This window comes from Streptomyces sp. NPDC053432 (assembly GCF_055585365.1).
In genome coordinates this window covers 326,249-339,909 of sequence record NZ_JBVJKF010000005.1, presented here as the reverse complement: position 1 = coordinate 339,909, position 13,661 = coordinate 326,249, and the positions used below count along the sequence as shown (strand labels likewise).

Below are 13,661 nucleotides of genomic sequence, written 5' to 3'. Positions count from 1 at the left end.
GGGCGGCGCAACCGGGAGCGGCCGCATCCGCTCCGGCCCCCGGGGCCGGGTCAAGATCCCGCAAAAGCGGCTGAGACACTGGGACGAACTGACCTCCACCCCGAAGGCTCCCCGTGGACATCAAGACCGCCTCCGCCCTGCACCGGCTGCGCCTCATCTCCGTCCCGGAGGCGCTGTCGTTCCCGGCCCTGCTGATCTTCGGCTCGCTGCTGAGCCGGATCTCGGACGTCGACTACCTGATGATGCCTCTGGGCATCCTCCACGGGATCCTGTTCGTGATCTACGCGATCTTCCTGCTGGACGTCTGGAACAAGGCGAAGTGGCCGCTCAAGAAGGTCGCCCTGTTCTTCGGGCTCGCGCTGCTGCCCTTCGGCGGCCTGTACGGCGACAAGCTCCTCAAGCGGGACGAGGCCGACAGCGTGGTGGCGGCCCGTGCGCGTGAGGTGGCCGGCGCATGATCGTCGCGTTCTCCGTGACCCCGCTCGGGGTCGGTGACGAGGTCGGCGAGTACGTGGCCGACGCGGTGCGGGTGGTCCGCGAGTCGGGCCTGCCGAACCGCACCGATGCCATGTTCACCACCGTGGAAGGTGAGTGGGACGAGGTCATGGACGTGGTCCGGCGAGCCGTGGCGGCGGTCGAGGAGCGGGCGCCGCGCGTCTCGTTCATCCTCAAGGCCGACATCCGGCCCGGTGTCACGGACGGGATCACGTCGAAGGTCGAAACGGTGGAACGCCACCTCGCACAGGGCTGACCTCCCCGCCACCATGGGTTCCGAGCGCCCCCGGCCGATCGCGGCCGGGGGCGCTTTCGCGGGTCAGTCCTCGGCGCGGCGGGCCAGGCCCAGGGCAAAGTCCGGCCACCACGTGCCGGCCGCCGGGCCGCCGCGGCAGGGTCCGTCGGAGTCGCCCGGCCGTCTCACCCACAGGTACGCGTCGACGAGCGGGTCGTCCGTGCGGTCGGTCGGCGGCCGCCCGAGGGAGCGGCCCGGGGGATTGCACCGGGCCCGGGCGTCGTCGGCGCCGGGCAGCGGGCCGGCGCCGTTGCGGCCGGTGTCGATGACGAAGTGCGCGTTCTTCGCGGCCTTCGAGATCTCGGCGCCGTAGGCCCTTGCGTCCGCGTCGCTCCGGAAACCGGAGACGTTCACGGCGAAGCCGTCGGCGTGCTCCAGGCCCGCCTTGCGGAGGGGCGCGACGAGGTCCGCCGGCCTGCCGGTCCGGCCCGGACCGCCCGCGTCGAGGTAGACCTTGGTCTTCGGGTTCCGCTTGAGCCGGTGCACGGCCTCCGAGAGCAGCCGGTAGCGCTCGGCGTGTTGAGCGGGGGGAGTGCACCCGTCGACGGTGTGCACGACGGCGTCCGGCTCCAGGACCACGAGGGCCTTGCCGTCGCCGATCGCGTCGGCGACGGTCCCGATCCAGCCGCGGTAAGCGCGGGCGTCCTCGGCGCCACCGGCCGGACGCCGACCGCAGTCGCGGTACGGGATGTGGTACGCCGTCAGCAGCAGCGTCCGCCCCGCGGCGCGGGCCCCCGCCGCGGCCCGCCGGATCCCGGGGCCGGGGTCGTCACCCGCCGCCCACAGGGCCGTCGGCCGGTCCGCGATCCTGCGCAGCACCTGGGCGTCACCGTTGCGGCCCGCCGCCTCCCAGGCGGCGACCTGCCGGGCGGCCGCGCTCTGCGGGTCGACCCAGTAGGGGGACTCGGCGGCGGGCGCGGGCGCGGGTGCGGCCCCCGGGGCGCCGGGCCGGGGCGGCGGCGGTTCCCCGGAACAGGCCGGGGCGGCCACGAGGAGCAGGAGCAGGCCGATGAGGGCCGGCGGACGGCGTCGTGGAGCGGCGGGGTGCATCCGGCTTCCTCGGGGCGCAGGGGCGGGAACGAACCGTCGTCAATCGTGACATGACGGTCATTCATCGCCCGCCTGCGACACCGAGGTCACCGAGGTCAGGGCGATGGCCAGCGGGGTGCGCTCGTACAGGACTTGGTGGCCGTGGCGGGCCGAGGCGAGCAGACCGGCCGCGTGCAGGACGCCGAGGTGCGCCGAGACCGTGGACGGGGCGAGGCCGAGCCGGCGGGCCGGGGCGGTGGTCGAAGCCGGCTCGTCCAGCGCGCAGAGCACCTCGGCCCGGGCCCGGCCGAGGAGGCGGGCCAGCGCGTCAGGGGCCGGCCCCGCCGGGGCCGTCCACAGCGCGCCGATGCCGCGCGCGGGGTAGTCGAGCGTGGGTTGCCAGGGCGGGTCGTAGCCGCCGCCGGGACGTCGGCCTCCAGCAGGACCCGCAGCCGGTGCCAGTCCGGGGCGACCGGATTGTGCCCGGTACGCGGCATGAGGAGCCAGAGCGGCCGCAGGTCCGGCCCGTCTTCTGGGCCGGCTCCGCGCTCACCGCCCGAACGCGTTCGCGGATCGTGGCTCCGCTCGCCGCCGCCGGACTCCTCCCGCTCCTCCTCCACGGCGTCCGGCCCGGCGTGCCCGGTGTCCTCCTCGCCCTGCTGCTCGCCGGCCTCGCCCACGCCCACACCCTCGGGCTCGACCAGTGGTACGCCGACGCCGTCCCCGAGGAGCTCCGTGGCCGCGCGATGACCCTGCTCAGCACCGGACCGATGACCCTCCAGGGCGTCGGCATGGCCCTGACCGGCCTCGCCGCCGAGTTCCTGCCCGTGCACGGGGTCGTCGCCGGGGCCGGAGCGGTCGGGACCCTGGTGGTCCTGCTGCTCCTGGCCGAGCTCCGGGCGAGCGGCCGTTCCCGGAGAGGGCCGAGGAATGAGACGGGGGTGGTCACCAAATGACCGCCCGGTAGGGTCGGGTGCGTGCCCAAGCCGCTCAGCCTTCCCTTCGACCCCATCGCCCGCGCCGACGAACTCTGGCAGCAGCGCTGGGGGCCGGTGCCCTCGATGGCCGCCATCACCTCGATCATGCGGGCGCACCAGATCCTGCTCGGCGAGGTCGACGCGGTGGTCAAGCCGTACGGACTCACGTTCGCGCGCTACGAGGCGCTGGTGCTGCTCACCTTCTCCAAGGCGGGCGAGCTGCCGATGTCGAAGATCGGCGAGCGGCTCATGGTCCACCCGACGTCGGTGACGAACACCGTGGACCGGCTCGTGCGCTCCGGGCTCGTCGACAAGCGGCCCAACCCCAACGACGGGCGCGGCACGCTCGCCTCCATCACCGACAAGGGCCGCGAGGTCGTCGAGGCGGCCACCCGGGACCTGATGGAGATCGACTTCGGTCTGGGCGTGTACGACGCGGAGGAGTGCGCGGAGATCTTCGCGCTGCTGCGCCCGCTGCGCGTGGCCGCCGCCGACTTCGACGACAAGTAGCCCGCGTCAAGATCGCTCAAAACGGACGGTTACGCTCGACGGCATGAAACGAAGCGTGCTGACCCGCTACCGCGTCATGGCCTACGTGACCGCGGTCATGCTCCTGATCCTCTGTGCCTGCATGGTGGCGAAGTACGGCTTCGACACCGGCGCCGACCTGACCTTCGCGGTCTCGCAGGCCCACGGTGTGCTCTTCATGATCTACCTGGTCTTCGCCTTCGACCTGGGCTCCAAGGCCAAGTGGCCCTTCGGCAAGCTGCTGTGGGTGCTGGCCTCCGGCACCATCCCGCTGGCCGCGTTCTTCGTCGAGCGCAAGGTCCGCGCCGAGGTCGAGCCGCTCGTGCCGGGCGCTCCGGCCCCCGCGAACGCCTAGTGACCGGCTAGATCCGCACCGCGACATCGGACCCCGGGGAGACACTCCCCGGGGTTTCCCATCGACATTTACTAGGACGTCCTAGTAAATTCACGGGTATGGACGCAGACGCCATCGAGGAGGGCCGCCGCCGCTGGCAGGCCCGTTACGACAAGGCCCGCAAGCGCGAGGCAGACTTCACCACGCTCTCCGGGGATGACGTCGATCCCGTCTACGGACCCCGCCCCGGGGACTCGTACGAGGGCTTCGAGCGCATCGGGTGGCCGGGGGAGTACCCCTACACCCGCGGCCTGCACGCCACCGGCTACCGGGGGCGGACGTGGACGATCCGGCAGTTCGCCGGCTTCGGCAACGCGGAGCAGACCAACGAGCGCTACAAGATGATCCTGGCCGCCGGCGGCGGCGGGCTCTCCGTGGCCTTCGACATGCCGACCCTCATGGGACGCGACTCCGACGACCCGCGTTCGCTGGGCGAGGTCGGGCACTGCGGCGTCGCCATCGACTCCGCCACGGACATGGAGGTCCTCTTCAAGGACATCCCGCTCGGTGACGTCACGACCTCCATGACGATCTCGGGCCCCGCCGTGCCCGCCTTCTGCATGTACCTGGTCGCCGCCGAGCGGCAGGGCGTGGACCCGGCCGTGCTCAACGGCACGCTCCAGACCGACATCTTCAAGGAGTACATCGCCCAGAAGGAGTGGCTCTTCGAACCGGAGCCGCACCTGCGCCTCATCGGCGACCTCATGGAGTACTGCACCAAGGGCATCCCCGCCTACAAGCCGCTGTCCGTCTCCGGCTACCACATCCGCGAAGCCGGGGCCACGGCCGCGCAGGAGCTCGCGTACACGCTGGCGGACGGCTTCGGTTACGTGGAGCTCGGGCTCTCGCGCGGCATGGACGTGGACGACTTCGCGCCCGGCCTCTCCTTCTTCTTCGACGCGCACCTCGACTTCTTCGAGGAGATCGCCAAGTTCCGTGCCGCCCGCCGGATCTGGGCCCGCTGGATGAAGGAGGTGTACGGCGCCAAGAGCGACAAGTCGATGTGGCTGCGCTTCCACACCCAGACGGCCGGCGTCTCGCTGACCGCGCAGCAGCCGTACAACAACGTCGTGCGCACCGCGGTGGAGGCGCTCGCGGCCGTGCTCGGCGGGACCAACTCCCTGCACACCAACGCCCTGGACGAGACCCTCGCGCTGCCCAGCGAGCAGGCGGCGGAGATCGCCCTGCGCACGCAGCAGGTGCTGATGGAGGAGACCGGCGTCGCCAACGTGGCCGACCCGCTGGGTGGTTCGTGGTTCGTCGAGCAGCTCACCGACCGCATCGAGGCCGACGCCGAGAAGATCTTCGAGCAGATCAAGGAGCGCGGCCTGCGCGCCCACCCGGACGGGCAGCACCCCATCGGGCCGATCACCTCGGGCATCCTGCGCGGCATCGAGGACGGCTGGTTCACCGGCGAGATCGCCGAGTCGGCCTTCCAGTACCAGCGTTCGCTGGAGAAGGGCGACAAGCGGGTCGTCGGCGTCAACGTCCACCACGGCTCGGTCACCGGCGACCTGGAGATCCTGCGGGTCAGCCACGAGGTGGAGCGGGAGCAGGTCCGTGCGCTCGGTGCGCGCAAGGAGCGCCGCGACGACGCGAAGGTGACGGCCGCCCTGGAGGCCATGCTGGCCGCCGCCCGCGACGGGTCGAACATGATCCCGTCCATGCTGGACGCGGTGCGCGCGGAGGCGACGATGGGCGAGATCTGCAACGTGCTCCGCGAGGAGTGGGGCACGTACACGGAGCCCCCGGGCTTCTAGCCGGCCCGGCACCGCCGAGGTCCGGGTGCGCCGCCGCTGCCGGGGCCGGCCCCCGGACCCCCGGTCCTCGAACGCCGGACGGGCCGGATTTGCCGCACCTGGCGAGCGGGCGGGCGGGGCGAATCCGGCCTCGCCGGCGTTTGAGGTGCGGGGTCCGGGGCGGAGCGCAGGGGAACGACGGAAGGGCGGGTAGGGGACAGGCCCCGCGGGGACCCGCCGGTCCGGCGGCGCCCGGTCAGGCGGGGGCCGGTCCGGCAGGGGCCGCCCCGCGGAGGCCGTGCATCAGGAGGGTCGTGAACATGCCGGCCCACAGTTCGTCCACCGGCTCCGAGCTGACCAGCGCACGGTGCACCACCGTGCCCGCGATCACGTCGAAGATCAGGTCCGTGGTGTGGCCGGCGACGTCCTGGTCCTCCTCTTGGGGGAGCTCGCCACGGGCCTGCGCCCGTTCGCGACCCAGTACGACGAGACGTTTCTGCCGGTCCACGATCGCCGACCGGATCCGGTCACGCAGGGCCTCGTCCCGGGTGGACTCGGCGACGACCGCCATCAGGGCCGTACGGGCCTCCGGGCGCCGCAGCAGCGCGGCGAACTGGAGCACCACGTCCTCGATGTCGGCTTCGAGGGAGCCGCGGTCCGGGAGTTCGAGGGAGTCGAAGAGCTCCGCCACCGCGTCCACGACCAGCTCGTTCTTGCCCGCCCAGCGGCGGTAGAGGGTGGTCTTGGCGACGCCCGCCCGGGCCGAGACGTCGCCCATCGTCAGCTTCGACCAGCCCAGCTCGACCAGCGCGTCGCGCGTCGCGGCGAGGATCGCCGCGTCCGCCGCGGCGCTGCGAGGACGGCCGGTGCGGCCGGGGCTGGCGTTGCGCATGGCCGAGACCATACCCGTCAGTAGCGGAACCGTCGGATCCCGAATCGCTGTGGTTCAAATCACGGGGCGCCGAAGGCTCCGGAAGAGTTACGCTACGGGCCGTAGCGTAAGAGCGACAACCACGCGAAGACCTACAGGCGCCAGGTGGGGACCCGGCGCCGACCGGCAGCAGAACAGCATGACGATCGCGCCACGGCGGCACCACGGCCAATTCACGCGATCTTTTTCGTCGGCGCGCGCACACGGGGGAGGATGTACGCATGCAGCCCAGAAACATGTCCATGAGCGGCGTCGTCGACCTCGCCGCGGTGAAGGCGGCCGGTGAGGCCAAGGCCAAGGCCGAGCAGGCCCGCGCCGAAGCGGCGCGCCAGGCCGGCCAGGGCGGCGGAAGCGGCCCGGCCGCAGGCGCCGTGCCGCCGTCCGCGCTCGTCGTCGACGTAGACGAAGCCGGGTTCGAACGCGATGTGCTCCAGCTGTCCGCAGAGGTCCCGGTCGTCCTGGACTTCTGGGCCGAGTGGTGCGAGCCCTGCAAGCAGCTCAGCCCCCTGCTGGAACGCCTGGTGGTCCAGGCGAACGGCCGCCTCGTGCTGGCCAAGGTCGACGTCGACGCCAACCAGATGCTGATGCAGCAGTTCGGCATCCAGGGGATCCCGGCCGTCTTCGCCGTGGTCGCCGGCCAGGTGCTGCCGCTGTTCCAGGGCGTGGCCCCCGAGCAGCAGATCCGCGAGACCCTCGCCCAGCTGGTCCAGGTCGCCGAGGAGCGCTTCGGGATCATCGGCATCGAGGTCGACCCGAACGCGGAGCCCGTCAGTGCGGCCGCCGGCGAGGCCGAGGTCCCGGCCGGTCCGTACGACGCGCTGCTGGAGGCGGCCGTCGTCGCGCTGGACGCGGGTGACCTGGGCGGCGCCGTGCAGGCCTACAAGAACGTGCTCGCCGACGACCCGTCCAACAGCGAGGCCAAGCTGGGCCTGGCCCAGGCCGAGCTCCTCGCCCGGGTCCAGCACATGGACCCGCAGGCGGTGCGCACCGCGGCCGCCGAGAACCCGCGCGACCCGGCGGCGCAGATCGCCGCGGCCGACCTCGACCTCGTCGGCGGTCACGTGGAGGACGCCTTCGGGCGTCTGGTGGACACGGTGCGCGTGACGTTCGGTGAGGAGCGGGACTCCGTGCGGCTGCGGCTGCTGGAACTGTTCGAGGTCATCGGCGCGGACGACCCGCGCGTCACGGCCGCGCGCACGGCGCTGGCGCGGGTGCTGTTCTAGCGCGGGCCCGGAGCCTGTCGGCGCCGGCTCGAGAAGCCGGCGATTTGTTGACACGGAGATAAACAGCGGCCGCACTTTGCCAAAACTTGGCAATCGCGGCCGCTGTTACTCGTAGTAAGTCGAACCCCGTGAACTGTCCGGAGTGTTCGCTCTTCCACCGTTCTGTCGTGGCCCTCGGTAACACCCTGTGTCGCCACCCGGCGGCAGTGGGTCGTATCCCGGTTATCTTGCCGTTACCCGCCAGTAACGAACCCCCTTGTGCCCCGGCCTGGAATGGACCACGATCGGCGACGCTCGGTCCTTCCCGCAGAGCCGCTCACTCGGAACGCGGTGGAGGGTCCCCACCGAGCCGGCCGGTGGCAGTGGCACCGGCCGTTGGACAGGGGGGTTCCCGCTACACGGTGGGGCCTGTCCTCCAGGTTGCGCGAACGCGTGGCCCAGTGGTTGTCGCTCGGGGGTGATCGCCGGTGTTTCGGACGTGGCACAGCCGCGGCCCGGCCGCCTGCGCTCCTTCCCGAGGACGTAGCACTTCTCCCATCCCAGGACGGGCAGGGCCCGGACCGGAGATGTACGTCCGAGAAGGAGGAACGAAATGAGTTCTCAGGTTCGTGGCGGGACCAGATGGAAGCGCTTCGCGCTCGTCATGGTGCCGAGCATCGCGGCCACCGCCGCGGTCGGTGTGGGTCTGGCGCAGGGTGCCCTCGCGGCGTCCTTCAGCGTCTCCGGCCAGGACTTCAAGGTCTCGGCCGACAAGCTCGACGGTGACAACCTCATCCAGTACGGCGGCATCGCCGAGGGTCACGACCTCAAGGGCAACGCGCAGCACCACCCGGTCACCATCTCCGGGTTCAGCCACGCCGAGATCACCAACATGTGCCAGTCGCTGGTGACCCCGACTCCGCTGGGCAACGTGACCCTGCAGCTGCGCACCGGCCACAAGGGCAAGCCGGCCGTCGCCGACAACATCTACCTGGATGTGGCCGAGCTCGACACCGACGCCGAGTTCCAGAACCTGGACATCGGTGTCGCGGTCGGTGACCCGAGCCACAAGACGAAGCCGCAGGCCGGCACGGTCGCCAGCCCGTACGCGTTCTCGCAGCGCGCGGACAAGGCGGTCCTGACGAACGTGCGCCAGAAGGCGTGGGCGACCACGGCGGGCACGTTCAAGCTCCCCGACCTGAAGCTGCGTCTGCTCGGTGGCGACCAGCCGTGCTACCAGGACGAGAAGTAATCCGTCCCGGTTGAGCGACCGGAGGGGCGGCCGGCGGCGCGATGCGACGCCGTCCGCCCCGTCCGGGCTCCACAGAGTTCTCCGTACCACCCGTTTCCAGGGAGCTGTTGTCCATGAACCCCAAGGCCCCCGTTTACGTTCGCGCCGAAGACGACGCCTGGCTCACCGTGGTGTACTACTACGTCCACGCCTGGACCGGCCGCCGTCCCTTCTGGGCCGGGCTGTTCACGCTCGTCAGCGGTTTCCCGATCGCGTACTTCCCGTACGCCGACCTCCGCCTGGGCAACATCACCCTCGCCATGGCCACCACGGGTGGCGCCGGCGCGCTGATCATCGGCGTCCTGCTGATCACGCTGGGCCTGGCCCTGTGGTTCCAGCAGGCCATCCGCGTCTTCGCCGGTGTCGCCTCGATCCTGCTGGCCCTGGTCTCGATCCCGGTGTCCAACCTCGGCGGCTTCGGCCTGGGCTTCATCCCCGCGATGATCGGCGGCGCCCTCGCGCTGTCGTGGGCCCCCGGGCAGCCGGCGGACGAGGAGCCCGGGGACCAGCCTCCGGCCGCCGCGGTCGACATGGCCAAGGCGGAGCACATGGTGGCCCCCCAGGGAGTACCCGCGCCCCGCGCGACGGAAACGGCACACGCGAGCGAGACGACTGCCCACGCCGATGGCGGGAGGAACAGTGCGGGGTGACGAGACGCAGCGGGGCGTGGCCCCAGGCGCAGAGTCCCGTGAGATCAAGGGTCCGCGGCACGCGGCCCCCAGGAAGTCGCTGCTGAACAAGCTCCAGATACCCGTCGGCAAGACGATGGCGCTGGCGGCCATGCCGACGGCCGTGTTCGTGGGCATGGGCATGGCGCCGAAGCTGGCCCTGGCCGACGACAAGGACATCCCCTTCGCGCCCGGACCGTGCGTGACGCGGTCCGACGAACCCGCGGAGGCCTCGAAGTCGCCGTCGCCTTCGAAGTCGCCGTCCCCGGGCGCATCGGCCACGCAGACCCCCGCACCGACCGCGTCGGCGAAGCCGAAGCAGAGCGGGACGGCGTCCCCGAACCCGACGGCCACCAAGTCCGCGGACGCGTCCCGGACCGCCACGTCCACCACGGACAAGCAGCCGGCCCCCTCGGTGACACCGACGCCGACCAAGAGCACCAACCCGCTGGACCCGCTGGGTGTCGGGGACGCGCTCAAGGACCTCGTCGGCGGGCTCACCAAGCCCCTGACGGACCCGAAGGCCACTCCCACGCCCACTCCGTCCACCACGCCGTCCACGACGCCGACGAAGACCCCGCCGAAGACCCCCGCTCCGGACCCGGCCGCGGACGCGATCCGCGACGCCGCGAAGAAGGCGGGCGTCGACGTCGAGGAGCTGTCCGACGACGTCAAGGACACGGTCACGAACCCGAAGGACGAGACGGGCGCGAAGGCCGGCGAGGACAAGGCCGCGGACGGGGCGTCGAAGGACCCGGACGGGAAGGAACCCTTCCCCTGCCCGACCTACGACGCGAAGGCCCTGGCCGACGCCGAGCTGGAGCAGGGCATCCCGCTCCTGCCGGACGAGCCCTGGTACCTGGACAGCTCGCTGCTGACCCTCTACGGCCTGGACTACCACGGCATCGTCGAGGTGAAGACGGCGGGCGGCAAGACCAAGAAGGTCCTGAAGTTCACCGCGGACTCGCTGGACATCAAGGACCTGTACCAGACGGTCGGCAAGGACAGGAACGTCGCCCACCTCAAGTCGCGTCCGGGCTCCACCTCCAGGATCCGCGGCGGCACGGTGACGATGTACACGGAGAGCCTCAAGGGCAACCTCTTCGGTCTGATCCCGATCGAGTTCACCCCGAACAGCCCGCCGCCGCTGAACGTCCCCTTCGCGTTCTTCACGAACGTCAAGGTCGTCCAGGCCGGCCAGTTCGGCGGCACCCTGACGGTGCCGGGACTGAAGAACTACATCGGCCCGCCGGAGTAGTCCCGCGCGGTCCGCGACGCGTACGAGCACATGCCGAGGGCCGGCACCCGATCGATCGGGTGCCGGCCCTCGGCCTCTGTGCGGCAGAGTTGCGGGCGGCGCGCAGCGGCGACGTCAGTCGCGCTCGCCGCCACCCAGGTGGTGGACCCGGACCATGTTGGTGGTGCCCGGGACGCCGGGGGGAGAGCCGGCCGTGATCACCACGGTGTCGCCCTCGTTGTTGCGGCCGAGCTTCAGCAGCTCGCCGTCGACCAGGTCGACCATGGCGTCGGTGGTGTCCACGTGCGGGACGATGTACGACTCGACGCCCCAGCTCAGCGTGAGCTGGTTGCGGGTGTGCGGGTCGGTGGTGAAGGCCAGGATCGGCTGCACGGCGCGGTAGCGCGACAGGCGGCGGGCCGTGTCACCGGACTGGGTGAAGGCGATGAGCGCCTTGCCGTCGAGGAACTCCGCGATCTCGCAGGCCGCGCGGGCGACGGAGCCGCCCTGGGTGCGGGGCTTCTTGCCCGGGACCAGCGGCTGCAGGCCCTTGGACAGGAGCTCCTCCTCCGCCGCCGCGACGATCTTCGACATCGTCTTGACGGTCTCGATCGGGTAGGCGCCGACCGAGGACTCGGCGGACAGCATGACCGCGTCGGCACCGTCGAGGATCGCGTTGGCGACGTCGGAGGCCTCGGCGCGGGTCGGCCGCGAGTTGGTGATCATCGACTCCATCATCTGGGTCGCGACGATCACCGGCTTGGCGTTGCGGCGGCACATCTCGATGAGCCGCTTCTGGACCATCGGGACCTTCTCGAGCGGGTACTCGACGGCGAGGTCGCCGCGGGCCACCATGACCGCGTCGAAGGCCGCGACCACGGCCTCCATGTTCTCGACGGCCTGCGGCTTCTCCACCTTGGCGATGACGGGGACCCGGCGGCCCTCCTCGTCCATCACCTTGTGGACGTCCTTGACGTCGTTGGCGTCGCGGACGAAGGACAGGGCGACCATGTCGCAGCCCATCCGCAGGGCGAAGCGGAGGTCGTCGACGTCCTTCTCCGACAGGGCGGGGACGTTGACCGCGGCGCCCGGCAGGTTGATGCCCTTGTGGTCCGAGATGACACCGCCCTCGATGACGATGGTCCTGACCCGCGGGCCCTCGACCTCGGTCACCCGGAGCTCGACGTTGCCGTCGTTGATCAGGATCTGGTCACCCTTGGCGACGTCGCCCGGGAGGCCCTTGTAGGTGGTGCCGCAGATGGACTTGTCACCGGGGACGTCCTCGGTGGTGATGGTGAACTCGTCACCGCGCACCAGCTCGACGGGACCCTCGGCGAAGGTCTCCAGACGGATCTTCGGGCCCTGGAGGTCGGCGAGGACGCCGACGGCGCGCCCGGTGTCCTCGGAGACCTTCCGGACGCGGTCGTACCGCTCCTGGTGTTCTGCCTGGGACCCGTGGCTGAAGTTGAATCGGGCCACGTTCATACCTGCCTCGATGAGCGCTTTCAGCTGCTCATACGAGTCGACGGCGGGGCCCAGCGTGCAGACGATTTTGGAACGGCGCATGAAGCGGATCCTATCCGTTTGTTTCGTAGCGGAATATTCCGTCTGGCGGAAAGTCCAAGTGACTACTGAGTAACCAGCGCGTACGCCTGGGAGGCGATCTCCAGTTCCTCATCGGTCGGGACCACGGCCACGGCCACCCGGGCGTACTCCGCCGAGACCAGCCGCGGCTCCGCGGAGCGCACCGCGTTGGCCTGCGGGTCCAGCGCCAGGCCCAGCTCGGCCAGACCCTCCACCGCGGCCTCCCGGATCCAGGAGGAGTTCTCCCCGACCCCGGCGGTGAAGACGACCGCGTCCACCCGGCCCAGCACCGCCGAGTAGGCACCGATGTACTTCTTCAGCCGGTGCACGTACGAGGCCAGCGCGAGCTGGGCCGAGGCGTCGCCCTCCTCCGCCCGCCGCTGCACCTCGCGCATGTCGTTGTCGCCGCACAGGCCCAGCAGACCGCTCTTCTTGTTCAGGAGCGAATCGATCTCATCCACCGAGAGGCCCCCCACCCGGGCCAGGTGGAAGACGACCGCCGGGTCGAGGTCCCCCGAACGGGTACCCATGACCAGGCCCTCCAGCGGGGTCATCCCCATGGAGGTCTCCACGCAGACCCCGCCGCGCACGGCCGAGGCGGAGGCGCCGTTGCCGAGGTGGAGCACGATCACGTTCACGTCCGAGGGCGCCTTGCCGAGCAGCGCCGCCGTCGCCCGCGACACGTAGGCGTGCGAGGTCCCGTGGAAGCCGTACCGCCGGATGGAGTACTTGTCGGCCGTCGCGGCGTCGATCGCGTACCGGGCCGCGTACTCCGGCATCGTCGAGTGGAAGGCCGTGTCGAAGACGGCTACCTGCGGGATGTCCGCACGCAGCGAGCGCGCCACCTCGATGCCCGTCACGTTCGCCGGATTGTGCAGCGGGGCGAGCGGGACCAGGCTCCGGATCTCGGCCAGCACCTCGTCGTCGATCACCGTCGGCTGCGTGAACCGCGTCCCGCCGTGCACCACCCGGTGCCCCACCGCGGCCAGTTCGGGGGAGTCCAGCCCCAGCCCGTCGGCGGCCAGCTCCGCCGCGACGGCCCGCAGCGCCGCCCCGTGGTCGGCGACCGGGCCCAGCCGCTCCCGCCGTCCGCCTGCGGCGCCGCTTCCGGTGCCCGGCTCGTGGACCAGCCTGGAGGTCTCCTCGCCGATGCGCTCCACCAGGCCGGCCGCGAGACGGGACCGGTCCGCCATGTCGAGGAGCTGGTACTTGACCGACGAGGAGCCGGAGTTGAGGACGAGTACGCGCGATGCGGTCACGGTGAGGGGTCTTTCCTTCGGGATGCGGTCGG

The 13,661-nt window shown here is 71.2% G+C and carries 13 protein-coding genes and 2 pseudogenes; 10 read left to right on the top strand and 5 right to left on the bottom strand.

Annotated elements, in window-relative coordinates; genetic code table 11:
- The first annotated feature begins 113 nt into the window (after nt 1–113).
- Together ACZ6Y1_RS11890 and ACZ6Y1_RS11885 are read left to right on the top strand one after the other, a co-directional pair.
- Complete coding sequence (locus ACZ6Y1_RS11890) at nt 114–458, top strand: DUF3817 domain-containing protein (RefSeq protein WP_469626398.1); 345 nt, start codon at nt 114–116, stop codon at nt 456–458.
- The gene (locus ACZ6Y1_RS11885) at nt 455–751 is read left to right on the top strand and encodes an MTH1187 family thiamine-binding protein (protein WP_469626395.1); all 297 of its coding nucleotides are present in this window, start codon (nt 455–457) and stop codon (nt 749–751) included. Before ACZ6Y1_RS11890 ends, ACZ6Y1_RS11885 begins: the two co-directional genes overlap by 4 nt.
- Before the next feature lie 63 nt (nt 752–814).
- Here the strand turns inward: ACZ6Y1_RS11885 and ACZ6Y1_RS11880 are convergent, their stop codons facing one another.
- Nucleotides 815–1,840 carry a glycoside hydrolase family 6 protein gene (locus ACZ6Y1_RS11880; RefSeq protein WP_469626392.1) on the bottom strand — a complete coding sequence of 342 codons (1,026 nt, stop codon included), beginning with the start codon at nt 1,838–1,840 and terminating at the stop codon, nt 815–817.
- Nucleotides 1,841–1,897: 57 nt separating this feature from the next.
- Nucleotides 1,898–2,239 (bottom strand): annotated as a pseudogene (locus tag ACZ6Y1_RS11875) (ArsR/SmtB family transcription factor); the annotation flags it as partial.
- A gap of 113 nt (nt 2,240–2,352) precedes the next feature.
- On the opposite strand from ACZ6Y1_RS11875, the pseudogene ACZ6Y1_RS11870 reads away from it, so the two are divergent.
- From ACZ6Y1_RS11870 to ACZ6Y1_RS11855, 4 genes and pseudogenes are all read left to right on the top strand, one after another.
- A pseudogene (locus ACZ6Y1_RS11870) lies at nt 2,353–2,775 on the top strand (MFS transporter); the annotation flags it as partial.
- 21 nt (nt 2,776–2,796) lie between these two features.
- Nucleotides 2,797–3,306: a MarR family winged helix-turn-helix transcriptional regulator gene (locus tag ACZ6Y1_RS11865; protein WP_469626389.1), complete on the top strand. Its 510-nt coding sequence runs from the start codon at nt 2,797–2,799 to the stop codon at nt 3,304–3,306.
- Nucleotides 3,307–3,349: 43 nt separating this feature from the next.
- On the top strand, nt 3,350–3,679 hold the full coding sequence (locus ACZ6Y1_RS11860) for a DUF3817 domain-containing protein (protein WP_469626386.1): 330 nt from the start codon (nt 3,350–3,352) through the stop codon (nt 3,677–3,679).
- Between the two features lie 98 nt (nt 3,680–3,777).
- The gene (locus tag ACZ6Y1_RS11855; protein ID WP_469626383.1) at nt 3,778–5,478 is read left to right on the top strand and encodes an acyl-CoA mutase large subunit family protein; all 1,701 of its coding nucleotides are present in this window, start codon (nt 3,778–3,780) and stop codon (nt 5,476–5,478) included.
- Nucleotides 5,479–5,713: 235 nt separating this feature from the next.
- Here the strand turns inward: ACZ6Y1_RS11855 and ACZ6Y1_RS11850 are convergent, their stop codons facing one another.
- Nucleotides 5,714–6,349, bottom strand: a complete 636-nt coding sequence (locus tag ACZ6Y1_RS11850; RefSeq protein ID WP_469626380.1) for a TetR/AcrR family transcriptional regulator — start codon at nt 6,347–6,349, stop codon at nt 5,714–5,716.
- Nucleotides 6,350–6,609: 260 nt separating this feature from the next.
- On the opposite strand from ACZ6Y1_RS11850, the gene ACZ6Y1_RS11845 reads away from it, so the two are divergent.
- The 4 genes from ACZ6Y1_RS11845 to ACZ6Y1_RS11830 all read left to right on the top strand — a co-directional run bounded on the left by ACZ6Y1_RS11845 (nt 6,610) and on the right by ACZ6Y1_RS11830 (nt 10,807).
- A complete protein-coding gene (locus ACZ6Y1_RS11845) occupies nt 6,610–7,611 on the top strand; it encodes a tetratricopeptide repeat protein (RefSeq protein ID WP_469626376.1) in 1,002 nt (333 codons plus the stop codon).
- Between the two features lie 592 nt (nt 7,612–8,203).
- Entirely contained in the window at nt 8,204–8,842 is a 639-nt protein-coding gene (locus ACZ6Y1_RS11840) for a DUF6230 family protein (RefSeq protein WP_469626373.1), read from the top strand.
- A 113-nt stretch (nt 8,843–8,955) separates the two neighbouring features.
- Complete coding sequence (locus tag ACZ6Y1_RS11835) at nt 8,956–9,531, top strand: DUF6114 domain-containing protein (protein WP_469626370.1); 576 nt, start codon at nt 8,956–8,958, stop codon at nt 9,529–9,531.
- Nucleotides 9,521–10,807: a hypothetical protein gene (locus ACZ6Y1_RS11830; RefSeq protein WP_469626367.1), complete on the top strand. Its 1,287-nt coding sequence runs from the start codon at nt 9,521–9,523 to the stop codon at nt 10,805–10,807. The genes ACZ6Y1_RS11835 and ACZ6Y1_RS11830 overlap by 11 nt, the downstream gene beginning before the upstream one ends.
- A gap of 114 nt (nt 10,808–10,921) precedes the next feature.
- Here the strand turns inward: ACZ6Y1_RS11830 and pyk are convergent, their stop codons facing one another.
- Both pyk and ACZ6Y1_RS11820 read right to left on the bottom strand, forming a co-directional pair.
- Entirely contained in the window at nt 10,922–12,352 is a 1,431-nt protein-coding gene (gene pyk / locus ACZ6Y1_RS11825; RefSeq protein WP_469626364.1) for a pyruvate kinase, read from the bottom strand.
- 62 nt (nt 12,353–12,414) lie between these two features.
- Entirely contained in the window at nt 12,415–13,629 is a 1,215-nt protein-coding gene (locus tag ACZ6Y1_RS11820) for an acetate/propionate family kinase (protein ID WP_469626361.1), read from the bottom strand.
- Nucleotides 13,630–13,661 lie beyond the last annotated feature (32 nt).

Coding starts and splice junctions, on each gene's coding strand:
- ACZ6Y1_RS11885 (WP_469626395.1), top strand. CDS start 455: ATGATCGTCGCGTTCTCCGTGACCCCGCTCGGGGTCGGTGACGAGGTC.
- ACZ6Y1_RS11880 (WP_469626392.1), bottom strand. CDS start 1,840: ATGCACCCCGCCGCTCCACGACGCCGTCCGCCGGCCCTCATCGGCCTG.
- ACZ6Y1_RS11860 (WP_469626386.1), top strand. CDS start 3,350: ATGAAACGAAGCGTGCTGACCCGCTACCGCGTCATGGCCTACGTGACC.
- ACZ6Y1_RS11855 (WP_469626383.1), top strand. CDS start 3,778: ATGGACGCAGACGCCATCGAGGAGGGCCGCCGCCGCTGGCAGGCCCGT.
- ACZ6Y1_RS11850 (WP_469626380.1), bottom strand. CDS start 6,349: ATGCGCAACGCCAGCCCCGGCCGCACCGGCCGTCCTCGCAGCGCCGCG.
- ACZ6Y1_RS11845 (WP_469626376.1), top strand. CDS start 6,610: ATGCAGCCCAGAAACATGTCCATGAGCGGCGTCGTCGACCTCGCCGCG.
- ACZ6Y1_RS11840 (WP_469626373.1), top strand. CDS start 8,204: ATGAGTTCTCAGGTTCGTGGCGGGACCAGATGGAAGCGCTTCGCGCTC.
- ACZ6Y1_RS11835 (WP_469626370.1), top strand. CDS start 8,956: ATGAACCCCAAGGCCCCCGTTTACGTTCGCGCCGAAGACGACGCCTGG.
- pyk (WP_469626364.1), bottom strand. CDS start 12,352: ATGCGCCGTTCCAAAATCGTCTGCACGCTGGGCCCCGCCGTCGACTCG.